The organism is Myxococcus sp. AM010 (assembly GCF_013372585.1).
Lineage (GTDB): Bacteria > Myxococcota > Myxococcia > Myxococcales > Myxococcaceae > Myxococcus > Myxococcus vastator.
Genome location: NZ_JABXEO010000018.1, coordinates 38,268 through 51,002, shown reverse-complemented (window position 1 = coordinate 51,002; position 12,735 = coordinate 38,268). Strand labels below are relative to the sequence as shown.

At 68.9% G+C, this 12,735-nt stretch carries 9 protein-coding genes and 1 tRNA gene; 4 read left to right on the top strand and 6 right to left on the bottom strand.

From position 1 onward, the window contains the following. Positions 1 to 49: 49 nt before the first annotated feature. The 4 genes from HV826_RS11920 to HV826_RS11905 all read left to right on the top strand — a co-directional run bounded on the left by HV826_RS11920 (position 50) and on the right by HV826_RS11905 (position 5,151). Positions 50 to 1,126 (top strand): methyltransferase, encoded by a 1,077-nt coding sequence (locus tag HV826_RS11920; protein ID WP_176417131.1) that lies wholly within the window; start codon positions 50 to 52, stop codon positions 1,124 to 1,126. 75 nt (positions 1,127 to 1,201) lie between these two features. Next, positions 1,202 to 2,044 carry a methyltransferase domain-containing protein gene (locus HV826_RS11915; protein WP_176417130.1) on the top strand — a complete coding sequence of 281 codons (843 nt, stop codon included), beginning with the start codon at positions 1,202 to 1,204 and terminating at the stop codon, positions 2,042 to 2,044. A gap of 119 nt (positions 2,045 to 2,163) precedes the next feature. After that, on the top strand, positions 2,164 to 3,579 hold the full coding sequence (locus tag HV826_RS11910) for a cytochrome P450 (RefSeq protein ID WP_176417129.1): 1,416 nt from the start codon (positions 2,164 to 2,166) through the stop codon (positions 3,577 to 3,579). A 39-nt stretch (positions 3,580 to 3,618) separates the two neighbouring features. Next, positions 3,619 to 5,151 (top strand): FAD-dependent monooxygenase, encoded by a 1,533-nt coding sequence (locus HV826_RS11905; protein WP_176417128.1) that lies wholly within the window; start codon positions 3,619 to 3,621, stop codon positions 5,149 to 5,151. A gap of 850 nt (positions 5,152 to 6,001) precedes the next feature. Here HV826_RS11905 and HV826_RS11900 read toward each other — a convergent pair. From HV826_RS11900 to HV826_RS11875, 6 genes are all read right to left on the bottom strand, one after another. Then, a tRNA-Leu gene (locus HV826_RS11900) sits at positions 6,002 to 6,083 on the bottom strand. A 105-nt stretch (positions 6,084 to 6,188) separates the two neighbouring features. Beyond that, positions 6,189 to 6,608 carry a preprotein translocase subunit SecG gene (gene secG, locus HV826_RS11895; protein ID WP_176417127.1) on the bottom strand — a complete coding sequence of 140 codons (420 nt, stop codon included), beginning with the start codon at positions 6,606 to 6,608 and terminating at the stop codon, positions 6,189 to 6,191. Positions 6,609 to 6,696: 88 nt separating this feature from the next. After that, positions 6,697 to 7,473, bottom strand: a complete 777-nt coding sequence (gene tpiA, locus HV826_RS11890) for a triose-phosphate isomerase (RefSeq protein WP_176417126.1) — start codon at positions 7,471 to 7,473, stop codon at positions 6,697 to 6,699. 39 nt (positions 7,474 to 7,512) lie between these two features. Next, a complete protein-coding gene (locus HV826_RS11885) occupies positions 7,513 to 8,700 on the bottom strand; it encodes a phosphoglycerate kinase (protein ID WP_163782739.1) in 1,188 nt (395 codons plus the stop codon). Between the two features lie 42 nt (positions 8,701 to 8,742). Next, positions 8,743 to 9,753, bottom strand: a complete 1,011-nt coding sequence (gene gap, locus HV826_RS11880) for a type I glyceraldehyde-3-phosphate dehydrogenase (protein ID WP_176417125.1) — start codon at positions 9,751 to 9,753, stop codon at positions 8,743 to 8,745. Between the two features lie 94 nt (positions 9,754 to 9,847). Next, positions 9,848 to 12,721: an N-acetylmuramoyl-L-alanine amidase gene (locus HV826_RS11875; protein WP_176417124.1), complete on the bottom strand. Its 2,874-nt coding sequence runs from the start codon at positions 12,719 to 12,721 to the stop codon at positions 9,848 to 9,850. Between the last annotated feature and the right edge of the window lie 14 nt (positions 12,722 to 12,735).

The window sequence follows — 12,735 nt, the reverse complement described above, 5'->3', positions numbered from 1 at the left end:
CCGTCATCCAGACGATGACGACAGACCACGAGGAGTGGAAGACACCATCATGAAGACTGACAACTCCCTTCTGACGGTGGCGGCCCGGCCCGCCACCGGCCCGCTGTCCCTGGACGATCTCACCCTCATCCTGTTCGGCGCATCCGCCTTCCAGTACCTGAACGCGGCGTGCGAGCTGAATCTGTTTGAGCTGCTGCGAAGCAAGCCCAACAGCACCAAGGAAGAGATCGCCAGGCGCCTGGAGCTCCAGCCCCGCGCCATCGACATCCTCCTGCTCGGCACGACCTCGCTCCGGCTGACGGAACGGGTGAACGGCACCTACCGCAACGCCGCTGCCGTCGAGCAGTTGTTCGAGGAGGGGACCTGGGCGAGCTTCAAGGCCGTGGTCGGCTTCGAGCAGCACATCTGCTACGAGGGCCAGGTCGACTTCACCGAGTCGCTACGGACCAACAAGAACGTGGGCCTGCGCCGCGTTCGGGGCACGGGCCGTGACCTGTACCACCGCCTGTCCGAGAACCCTCACCTGGAGCGCTACTTCTACGACTACATGCGCTCGTGGTCGGAGCTGTCCAACCCGCTGCTCTTCAAGAGCGTGGACTTCACCCAGGTTCGCAAGGTGCTGGACGTGGGTGGCGGCGACGGCGTGAACGCCATTGCGCTCGCCAAGGCCTACCCCAACCTCGAGGTGACCGTCCTGGAGATTCCCGGCACCGCGCCCATCACCCGTCGCCGGATAGAGGAGATGGGTCTGTCGGCTCGCGTCAAGGTGCACGCGGGCGACATGTTCGCGGAGGCCTTCCCCACGGGTCACGACTGCGTCCTCTTCTCCCACCAGCTCGTCATCTGGACCCCCGAGGAGAACACGGCCCTGCTGCGCAAGGCCCATGAGGCGCTGACGCCCGGCGGACGGGTGGTCATCTTCAGCTCCATCTCCAAGGACGAGGGCGACGGTCCGCTGATGGCCGCCCTGGACAGCGTGTACTTCGCCGCCATCCCGGCCGAGGGCGGCATGATCTACTCCTACGAGCAGTACGAGGGGTGGATGAAGGACGCGGGCTTCAAGAGCGCCCAACGCATCCCCTGCGGCGCCTGGACGCCCCACGGTGTCCTCATCGGCGCCAAGTAAGGGCGCGTGGGCGGCGGCCCTCCCGGGCACTACCGCCCGCATCCTGGCACACCCCAACCCCAGCCAACGTGTCCCATGAGCATTCTTCAAAACGCATACCGCAAGCTGAGCCTGCACGACTACCGCGTGCGAGCGCATTACGGGCTTCTGGCCCGGGGCGGCTCCCTCTCCGAGGAGAGCATGTTCATGAACATGGGCTACTGGAAGGACCAGCCCAAGACGCTGGACGAAGCCGCCCGCGCGCTCGTGCGACTCGTGGCGGAGACAGCCCGGCTGGGCAAGGGTGACCGGCTCCTCGACGTGGGGTGTGGGTTCGGAGACCAGGATCTCTTCTGGATGGAGGAGTTCGGGCCGACGCGCATCGACGCGGTCAACATCAGCACGTACCAGCTCAAAGTGGTGGCTGATCGCGTCAAGGCCCAAGGGCTGGAGGACCGGTTCGGCCTGTGGGCCGCCTCGGCCACGGAGCTGCCCTTCGAGCCCGCCACGTTCGACAAGGTAACGTGCGTCGAGGCCTCCCACCACTTCAGCTCGCGGGAAGCCTTCCTTCGCGAGGCCCTCCGCGTGATGAAGCCCGGGGGGCAGATCGTCCTCGCGGACATCCTGCCGCGCCCTGGTTACAAGGTGGGTGCCTTCGAGCGGCGCAACATGCACGTCGCGGACGTCAACATGTACACGGCCGATGTCTACGCCACGAAGCTCCAGCAGATGGGCTACACCCACGTGGAGGTGCGCTCCATCCGCGAGGACGTGTGCCCGCCCTACTCCGCGTTCCTCCTGCGTCGCGTGGGCGATGGCGCGGTGGCCCAGCGGATGAATCCGCTCGTGCGGTGGGTGGCCCAGGCATATCTGCGCAGGTTCGGTACGTTCGAGAATCTGGACTTCGTGATTGCCTCCGCCGAGCGGCCCGCTCAGTAATCACCTGGGACATGGCCCCCCGTCCGAGGGCCATGGCCCCTCCCCAGAGTCCTGAACGGCCCCGCGGGGCATACGCCAGAGCGCCATGGCCCTCCGGCTTGCACATTGAGGAGGTCTGAATGATTGCGACGGAGACTCGGCCCGGGGCGCGCCTTCCCGGGCCGCGCCATGTTCCAGTGATTGGCTGGCAAATCCAGGGCTTGAAGATGTTGCGGGATCCACCGGCGCACTTCACGGAGGCGTTCCGGCGCTATGGGCCCGTCAGCGCGTGGGATCCGCGCAAGCCGCGCCATGTGTACGCGCTCGGCCCGGACTACAACAAGCTCCTGTTCACCCAACCGGAGCGGTTCATCGTGGACGCGTTCCGTGAGAGCAACCTGCCGCGCGACTCATCCATGGAGCGGCTGACCTTCGGCCTGCTGCGGCTCAACGGAGACGCGCACCGCAAGCACCGTACGCTCATGCAGCCCGCCTTCCGGGTGCAGCGCATCGAGGCGTGCCGGGAGACGATCATCGCCTCCACGCAGCACGAGCTGGACAGCTGGCGGGTCGGCGAGCGGCAACGCATCGACCTGGACCTGATGCGACTCATCGTGCGCGTGGCGATGCAGACGATGTTCGGCCTGGATTCACTCGATGGCACCGGCGTGCGGCTGCACAGCCTCATCCAACGGCTGCTCACCCTGGCCGCCGCCCCCACCACGATGCTGCTGCGGCTCAATCTGCCCGGCACGCCCTACCGGCAAATGCTGCGGGTGGCACAAGAAATCGAGCAGATCCTCGCCGGGCTCATCCGCCGCAAACGGCAGGAGCCGGGAGAGGGGCTGGACGTGCTCTCCGCGCTGGTGTCGGCACGAGACGAGAATGGCAACGCCCTCACCGACAACGAACTCATCGGCGAGGCCTACAACGTGCTGTGCCATTCAACCAGCGCCGCCTCCATGACGTGGACCCTGTTCCTGCTGGATCAGCACCCCGAGGTCATGAACACGCTCGTGGACGAGCTGCGCACGACGCTGGGCGGCGCGCCGCCCACGCTAGAACAGCTCAAGAAGCTCGAGTACCTGGACCTGGTCCTCAAGGAGAGCCTGCGGCTGTTCCCCCCTGCGTCCTTCCTGATGCGCTACGCCAGTGAGTCCTGTCAGCTCGGACCGTACGAGATCCCCGAGGGCGCCATGGTGTTCGCGAGCGGGTTCGTTACGCACCGCCTCCCCGAGCTCTTCCCGCGTCCGCTGAAGTTCGACCCCCTGCGCTGGAAGTCCACCAACCCCACCGTGTACGAGTACATGCCGTTCGGCGCGGGGCCCCACAACTGCCTGGGGCGCCATATGGCCATGCTGGAGATGAAGCTCATCCTGTCCATGGTGCTGCAGCGCTTCCGCCCATCCCTCGTCTCCGGCACGAGCGTCAACCGCGCCATGCGCATCTCCCTCGTGCCACGAGAAGGGTTGCCCGTGGTCATCCACCCCGCGGGGACGTCCCTGGCCCGGCCCGTCGCACGAGGCAACATCCACGAGTCCATTGAGCTGAACTGAGCCCACCCAGCTCACCGCCCCCCAAGCGAAAGGAACACCGTGTCGCTCGCCCCGAAGGTCATCATCGTCGGAGCTGGACCTACCGGCCTGGCACTCGCCGCCGACCTCGCCGGAGCGGGCATCCCCTGCCGGGTCCTGGAGCGCCGGGCCCAGCGCTCCTCCTGGTCCCGCGCCTTCGGCATCACCCCCTACACGATGCAGTTGCTGGACATGCGGGGTGTGGCGGACACCATGGCGAAGCACGGGTTGCCCTGGCGCCACGGCCCCCTGGGGGATGGGAAGAGCTACCTGGACTTCGGCATGTTGGACTCCCGGTTCCCCTACATGCTCATCATCCCGCAGAACCGAACCGAGGACGTCCTGGAGGAGTGGGCCCGCCAATCCGGCGCGGACATCATCCGCGGGGCGCAGGTGATGGGACTGGAGCAGGACGCCGCCGGGGTGACGCTCCAGGTCGAGGGGCCGAACGGGCCGTGGACGGAGCGCGCCAGCTTCGTCGTGGGCTGCGACGGCGTCCGTAGCGCGGTGCGCTCCCTGGCCGGCGTGCCATTCCACGGGATGTCGTATGACGGCTCGCTCATCACCGCCGACGTGCACCTGAAGCACCCGCCAAACCCTCCGGTGCATGCCCGGACGTGCGGGCGGGGGACCGTGGCCGTCTTCCCCTATGGCGATGGCACGTTCCGGTTGGTGGTGCTGGACCGCAAGCGCCTGAACGTTCCCGTCGAACAACCCGTGACGCTGGAGGAGATCCAGGAGAGCGTGACGGAAATCCTCCGCATGGACCTGGGTATCCACGAGGCACTGTGGATGTCCCGCTTCCGCAGCGATCAGCGCCAGGCGGAGCGCTACCGCGTCGGCCGGGTGCTGCTCGCTGGAGACGCGGCGCACACCCACATTCCATCCGGTGGGCAGGGATTGCAGGTCGGCATCCAGGACGCCATCAACCTGGGCTGGAAGTTGAAAGCCGAACTCGAGGGCTGGGCGCCCGAGGGGCTGCTGGACTCGTACGAGCAGGAGCGGCACCCCATCGCGGCGGCGACCCTGCGCAAGACTGACCTGGTGTACAAGTATGAGATCTCCAGCGCCGCGCCCTTGCGTTTCATCCGCTGGCTCATCATGCAGACGATGAAGGTCAAGGCATTCCAGCTCCCGGTGGTGAAGGAGCTCACCGGCCAGTCGCTGCGTTATCCCCCCCCGCGCGGCGCCGATGCTCACGCGATGGTGGGCCGCGGCATTCCAGACGCCCACCTCGAGCAGGGCGGTGAGGCCTCCCGCGTGTACGAGTTGCTCCGAACGCGCCGCTTCGTGCTCGTAGACCAGACACCCGAGGGCCTGTTCGCCGCATGTGCCGGCAGCGGCTGGGAGGGGCGGCTCGACGTGAGGCAGGGGAAGCTCACGAACCGGAAGGAGCTGCCCGCCGCACTGCTCATCCGGCCGGATGGCATTGTCGCGTGGGCTCCCACCCGGACGGGTACCCATGGACTGAGGGCCGCGCTTCGCCAGTGGTGTGGCGATCCACTGACCCACGACGCGGAGCGTACGCCCCCCCGTGTCGCCGCGCGAGCCTGAGTGGCGGTGACAGAGAGCTGCGTGAGGTGGGCGGCGCCATCGACGTGGACGTGCGACTGGAGAGGCAGTGTGGAGGAAGGAGCACGGGATGCCTACGGAGTCGGGGCAGGCCTGGACTTCGGGAGTCCTCTCCAGCCGTGTCGGTGCACGGCCCCGAAAAGCGCCGCATTGACCTGCTGGTCGGCGCGCCGGGCGCACGCCCAGAGCCGGTCCTCAAGGTCCGCCACTGCGTTGTCGCTCTCCAGCAGCGTGACCAGAACTGGGACGGAGCCAGCGAGCACGGCGGAAGCCGCGTGAGAAGTGGAAGCCAACGCTCTCGCGGCCTGCCCCAGTGACGAGGCATGGCGGATGCGCGCGGCGGACTCCGTGTCGAGGCGCAAGTCCTTGCGCGCGGTCCGTGGGCTGCCCGCACAGGCCAGAAGCAGGACACTGCTCGCCCAGAGGAGGACTTGCTTCCAGGTCGGGGATTGGCGGAAGGGCATGCCTGCCTCCGGACAACCGTCAGGGGCAGGCCGACTTTTTCGAGCGGGGTTTCCCGCCTAGGCCTGATGCGTTTTCGCGAGTGAGGAATTGAAGAAGACCGCCTGCTCGCGGGGTTGCGTTCGCGAGGGATGACCGGATTCGTGCTCGACCCGACGACGGATGCTCCCGCTGATCCCATCCACTGGTGGGAGGGCTGCGCTCAAAATAGTCCCCATGGCAACGTCGGACCAGACAGCCGCCCACACGCGTATGAGTTCCCCCGAAGGGTCCCCACGCCCGGGCCGAGACAAGCTCATGGGTTGCGCCACCCTGGCCCCAGAAACGAAAAAGGCCCCCGAGTCTTTCGACTCGGAGGCCTGATTCGGAGTGCCCAGGGCGGGATTCGAACCCGCACACCTTTCGGCGCCACCCCCTCAAGATGGTGTGTCTACCAGTTCCACCACCTGGGCGTTTGCTGCGGCGTCCATCTACCGGAGCTTGCTGATTCACGCAACGACAATCTCAACCGCTGCGTGAATCAGATTCTTCCTACTTCGAACCGCGTACCACGAAGCCTACTGCGCCGGAGCCGGCTCCTGCGCCGCGGGAGCGGCCTCATCCGTCGCCGGGTTGCCACCTCCCTCGACAGGCGGGGTCGACTGCTCGCCGCGCGGCTGCTCCATGCTGCCCGGCGCCGCGCCACCCGGGGTCGCCGGGGCCGTCTGCGCCGGAGGCGTGGCCACCGAGCCACCCGCCGCCACCGAGGAGCGCAGCCCCACGAAGGACAGGCCGAGCGAGCTGAAGAAGAAGAGCGCGGCGAAGACGCCGGTCAGCTTGCTGAGGAACGTCACCGCACCCCGGCCGCCGAAGGCGCTCGTGGCGGCACCACCGCCCAGCGCGGAGCCCATACCGGCGTCCTTACCCGGCTGGAGCAGAATGACGAAGATCATGAACACGCACACCAGGACGTGCACGATCGTGACGAAGGTCAGCATGTGGACTCTTTCAGACGTTCCGTGAAAGGAGGCGCACCCTACACCAAAGTAGTGAACGGGTGACAACATCTTCCGCCCGCCTCCTGGATCAACTCGAAGTGGCCGCCTTGACGATGGCCGCGAAGTCGCCCGCCTTCAGGCTCGCGCCCCCGACAAGCGCCCCATCCACGTCCGGCTGCCCCAGCAATTCCGCGGCGTTGTCCGGCTTCACGCTGCCGCCGTACTGGATGCGCACCCGCCCGGCCGTCTCCCCGTCATACAGCCGCTCAATCAGGCCCCGGATCGCCGCGTGGACCTCCTGCGCCTGCGCCGCCGTGGCGTTGCGCCCCGTCCCAATGGCCCACACCGGCTCGTAGGCCAGCACGAAGCCCGCCACGTCCTTGGCGCCGAAGCCCTCCAGCGCCCCGCGCACCTGGCGCTCCACCACCGCCAGCGTCTGGTTCGCCTCGCGCTCGGCCAGCGTCTCACCCACGCAGATGATGGGCGTCATCCCCGCCGCGCGGACCGCCTTCGCCCGCTTGTTCACCTGCTCGTCCGTGTCCCCGAAGAGCTGCCGGCGCTCGGAGTGCCCCACGATGACGTAGGCGCACCCCAGCTCCGCCAGCATCGGCGCGGAGATCTCACCCGTGAAGGCGCCCGAGGACTCCCAGTGGCAGTTCTGCCCCGCCAGCGCCAGCGGCGCGCCTTCCAACGCCACATGCAGCGGCTGCAGCGCCACGAACGGCGGCGCCACCACCACCTCCACCGTGTCCCCCAGGGAGGCCACCTGGCCCCGCAGGTCCCGCACCAGGGCCAGCGCCTCCGGTACCGACTTGTTCATCTTCCAGTTGCCAGCAACGATCTTCCGGCGACGCGCGGTGGCCATGGTGCCCCCCAGGGGTGTTTGGTGTGTCGGACGCGGAGCCTACCGCGTCTCCAGCGCCTTGATGCCCGGCAAGTCGCGTCCTTCCAGGAACTCCAGGGACGCACCTCCACCAGTGGACACATGGCTCATCTTGTCGGCGAAGCCCATCTGCTCCACGGCCGCCGCGCTGTCCCCGCCGCCGATGACGGTGGTGGCCTGCGTGTTGATGGACATGGCCGCGGCGACGGAGCGGGTGCCCTCGGCGAACTTGGGCACCTCGAACAGGCCCATGGGCCCGTTCCACACCACCGTCCTCGCGTCGCGGATGTGCTGCGAGTAGATGGCGCGCGTCTTGGGACCGATGTCCAGGCCCATCATGTCCGGCGGAATCGCGTTGTCCGGCGTCTCCTGCGCGGGGCTGTTCTCCGTGGGCTCGGTGCCCACGATGTGGTCCACCGGCAGCACCAGCTGCGTCTTGAACCGGTGCGCCGCCTCCAGCAGGCGCGTGGCCAGCGACAGCTTGTCGCCCTCGACGCGGGACTTGCCCACCTCGACGCCCTGCGCCTTCAGGAAGGTGTACGCCATGGCGCCGCCGATGAGCAGCGCGTCCACCTTGGGCAGCAGGCTCTCGATGACCTTGATTTTGTCGCTCACCTTCGAGCCGCCCAGGATGGCCACGAAGGGCTTGTCCGGGTTCTTGAGCACCTTGCCCAGGTACTCAATCTCCTTGCGCATCAGGAAGCCGGCGGCCTTCTCCTTCACGAAGGGCACCATGCCCGCGGTGGACGCGTGGGCGCGGTGGGCGGTGCCGAAGGCGTCGTTGATATAGACGTCCGCCAGCGCCGCCAGTTCGCGGGCGAACGCCTCGTCGTTGGCCTCCTCTTCCTTGTGGAAGCGGAGGTTCTCCAGGACGACCACCTGGCCCTCCTTGAGCTCCTTCACCTGCTTCTTCACTCCGTCACCGACGCAGTCGTCGGTGAGGATGACCTCGTGCTTGCCGCCGAGCAGCTCGGCGAGCCGCGCGGCGACAGGCTCCAGCGACAGCTTCGGGTCCGGCCCCTTGGGACGGCCGAGGTGGGAGGCCAGGATGACCTTCCCGCCCATGTCGAGCGCGCGCCGGATGGTGGGCATCGCCTCGCGGATGCGGGTGTCGTCGGTCACGCGCCGGCCGTCCATGGGGACGTTGAAGTCCACGCGGATGAAGACGCGCTTCCCGGTCAGCTGCAGATCATCGATGTAACGGATCATCTCGGTCCTTCCCTCTCTCGGTGCCCGGAACGCCCTTGGGACTCAGACGCCCTTGGAGACGAGGAACTTCGCCGTGTCCACCATGCGGTTGGAGAAGCCCCACTCGTTGTCGTACCAGGCCATGACCTTGAGCAGGTTGTCGCCCACCACGAAGCAGTTGGTGGAGTCGAAGATGGCCGAGTGCGGGTTGCCGTTGTAGTCCACCGACACCGTCTGCGCGTCGCTGAACTCCAGCACGCCCTTGAGCGGGCCTTCGGCGGCCTTGCGGAAGGCCTCGATGACGGCCTCGGCGGTGACCTTCTTCTCGGTGTTCACCGTCAGGTCCACCAGGGACACGTTCGGGGTGGGCACGCGGACGGCCAGGCCGTGCATCTTGCCCTTGAGCTGCGGAATCACCTCACCGATGGCCTTCGCGGCGCCGGTGCTGGTGGGAATCATGGAGAGCGCGGCGGCGCGGGCGCGGCGCATGTCCTCGTGGGTGAGGTCCAGGATGCGCTGATCGTTGGTGTAGCTGTGGACCGTGGTCATCAGGCCCTTCTCGATGCCGAAGTTGTCCACCAGCACCTTGGCGATGGGCGCCAGGCAGTTGGTGGTGCAGGAGGCGTTCGAGATGACGTGGTGCTTCGCCGGGTCGTACTCGTTGTGGTTGATGCCGTAGGCGATGGTGATGTCCGGGCCCTTGGCCGGGGCGGAGATGATGACCTTCTTCGCGCCCGCCTTCAGGTGCTTCTCCGCCCCGTCGCGCGCGGTGAAGCGGCCGGTGCACTCCAGCACCACGTCCACGTTCAGGCTCTTCCAGGGCAGCGCCGTCGGGTCCTTCTCCGCGGTGACGGTGATCTCCTTGCCGTCCACCACGATGCCCTTCTCCGTCGCCTTCACCGTGCCCGGCCAGGTGCGGTGCACGGAGTCGTACTTGAACAGGTGCGCCAGCGCCGCGGGCTTGTCGAGGTCGTTGATGGCGACAATCTCGAGGTCTTCCTTGCGGCTGAGCACCGCGCGCAGAATGCAGCGACCGATGCGGCCAAAGCCATTGATGGCAATCCGGGTAGCCATGTTCGTCGTCTCCTTGAGCAGTGGGTGCCAGGCACCCACGGGTCGTCACGTCAAAATCGAGGGCGGCCGACCGTAGGCATCGCGACCCGCCGAGTCAACGCCCGGCGACATCCCCGCGGCGACGCGCACGCCGAAGCTGAACAATCACCCCAAGCAACAGCCAGACAGCGGTGCCCGTTCCCCCACCCGCCCCGCAGCCACAGCCAGCATCGCCCAGTGGATAGAACTGCGGCAGCACCCCCACCAGATGGGGCTCCGGCTCGGGTTCAGGCTCCGGCTCCGGCTCCGGCGGCGGGTGCGGGTCCACGCCCCGCGCCGCCACGCAGGCGGTCAGCAGGCTCGCGGCGCCGGACTCCTCGGCCGGCGGCGGAGGCGCCTGGGTGAGCAGGCCCGCATGCACCAGGAACGAGGACATGAGCCCGGCGCGCTGCACCGGACTGACGATGGCCTCGAAAGGCATCCCCAGCAGCAGCACCCGCCCGTTGGGCGCCGACGCCACGCCCGCCGCCCACTCGGTTCCCACGTAGCGCAGCACGGACGAGCCACCCGACGCGGGCGTCAGCACGTCCGTCACGCCCACCGCGTAGCCGCCCCGCGTGCCGTCATCCAGCGCCACCCCGGAGAGCTGCGCCAGCCAGTCGCCCGGCACCCCCTCCACGGAGAATAGAGGTTTCCCACTGCCCGGCGCCGCGCGCAGGATGTCCGCCAGGAAGGCCTGGTCCTCCGCCGAGCCCACGGCCAGCGCCGACGTCACGTGGCTCCCCGACAGGAGCAGGTGCCCGCCCTGCATCACGAAGCCGCGCAGGGCATCCTGCTCCTCACGGGAAGGCCGGACCCCTCCCGCCCCGCCCCGCCCGGTGAACCAGTCCACCAGCCGGTACGGCGCGCCCACCGTCACCAGGTTCGCCGCCACCGCCGCGCGCGTCGCGCTGTCGAAGGCCGTGCCCGCGTGCGCCAGCGCGGCGCCGTGGCGGCGCACGTAGGTGCCGTCGTTCATCGTCTCCACCAGCAGGCGGACGGGCGCCTGGAGGTCGTAGGCGTCCAGCGGCTCGGCGCACGCCTGGGAGGCGTCCAGCCGCTCGAAGCCGTTGACCACCAGCACCGGCGACTCCGCGCCGCCCGGCGTCCGCACGCCCACGGTGGCGGACGGGAAGCCCTCGCCGCCCGCGCTCACCGCGGCCACGCGGAAGTAGCGCGTGGTGCCCGGCGCCAGCGTGGCGCGGAACGACAGGCCCGCCTCGTCCGTGCCGTCGTCCCAGCCCAGCCCGTCCGCGCTCTGGTAGACGCGGTAGCCGGTGGGCGCGTCGCGGCCCTCCTCGTCCGGGTTGGCCGGCGGCGCCGCCCAGCGGAGCTCCACCGTGCCGCCGCTGCCGTTGAGCGCGGCCACCGCCTCGGGCGGCTCGGGCGGCAGGACGACGGGCACGCTGTCCCGGGCCGCGTAGTACTTGATGAGGCCCTGGAGGATGGCGCGCGCGGCCACCCGGCGGAACGCGGGCTCCTTCAGCCGGTTCGAATCGGTGACGTTGTCGTGGTAGGCGATCTCCAGCAGCACGGACGGCATCTCGTTGTTGTGCGTGGGGTTCACCTCGCCCAGGTTCGCCGAGCGCAGGTTGCGCACCCGCCAGCTCGGGTCCACCTCGCGGCGCATGTCCCGCGCCAGCTCGTCCAGCAGCGCCCGCGCCAGCACGTCACTGCCCGGGAACCCGGTGAAGTTGAGCGTGCCGTCCACCGGGTTGGGCCCGTACACGTAGGCCTCCGAGCCCGACACGTTGCCCGACGTGGACGCGTTGGTGTGCCACGCCACGTACACCGCGTCCTCGCCCTCCTCGTGCAGCCACGCGGCGAAGCGCGGGCGCGCGGTGACGTCCGCGTTGCGCTCGTTGGACAGCGCGTTGGCCCCCGTGGGCGCGTACACCGTGCGCGGCGCGCCGCTGAACTGCACATGGTAGCGCGCGGACTCCTCGTAGCGGGGCCGCGCCAGGGGCGCCATCGCATCGTCACCGATGACGCCGCTGCCACCGCCAAAGCGCACCGCGTCCAGCGACAGCGTGCCGCCCTCCGCCGTGTCATTCAACGCCACCACCGCGCCGGAGTCCGGGTGCTGCCCCGCCTTGAAATAGAAGCGCCCCAGCAGCACCCACGTCCCGCCGTGACGGCGCTGATTGACGCGGAAGTGGCTCTCACCGCCCGCGTGCTTCACCACGTAGTGCGCGTCCGGCGCGCGCGTGGGGTCGGCCGCGTAGGAGACGTAGACGTGGTAGCTGCCCTCGGCGGGGAGCTCCGGCGCCCACGTCGCGCTCGCGGTGACACCGCGCGCGGAGGCCATCACCCGCGTCGTGCCCAGCGCGAAGGGCTCCACCCCGTTGCCCATGGGCGTGGGCGGCGTGCCCCAGCCGGGCTGCGCGGAGGCGTCGAACACGTCGCCGTCCTCCGAGTAGCCGGCCTGCCCGTCGTCGACGATGGCCATGTGCCTATTGAGGTCCGGCTCACGCAGGGGCACCACGGTGGCGCCGGCGCCCGTCAGCATGGGCAGCAGGTACTGGTTGAGCACCTCGGCGGAGATGAGGTCCTCCACCACGGCCCAGGTGTTCGGCCGCTGCGTGGCCCAGCGGTTCAGCGGCGCGCTGCGCGTGAAGCCGTGGCCCGGGCTCAGGTACACCACCTTGCCGGAGAGCGCGCCCGTGCGCTGGCGCGTCTGCGGCACGCCCGACTTCGTCCCGGAGGCGCCCGGCCGGAGCTCACGCCGGACCACGGGCGGCTCCTCGGCGGACAGGCGGCGCGTCTCATGCGGCCGGGGCCCGGGCATCGGCACGTACCGCGCGCCCGGCGGCTCCAGGCCACACGCCCCCTCGTCCAGCGCAGGGTCGTGCGCGGCGTGGGATTCGGCGCGGGCCAGGGAGGAAGTCAACACCAGCGCGAGAAGTGCGCCACCCAGACGGACACGAAGCGGGTAGGAAGGGGCATTCACAGGGTCGGACCATA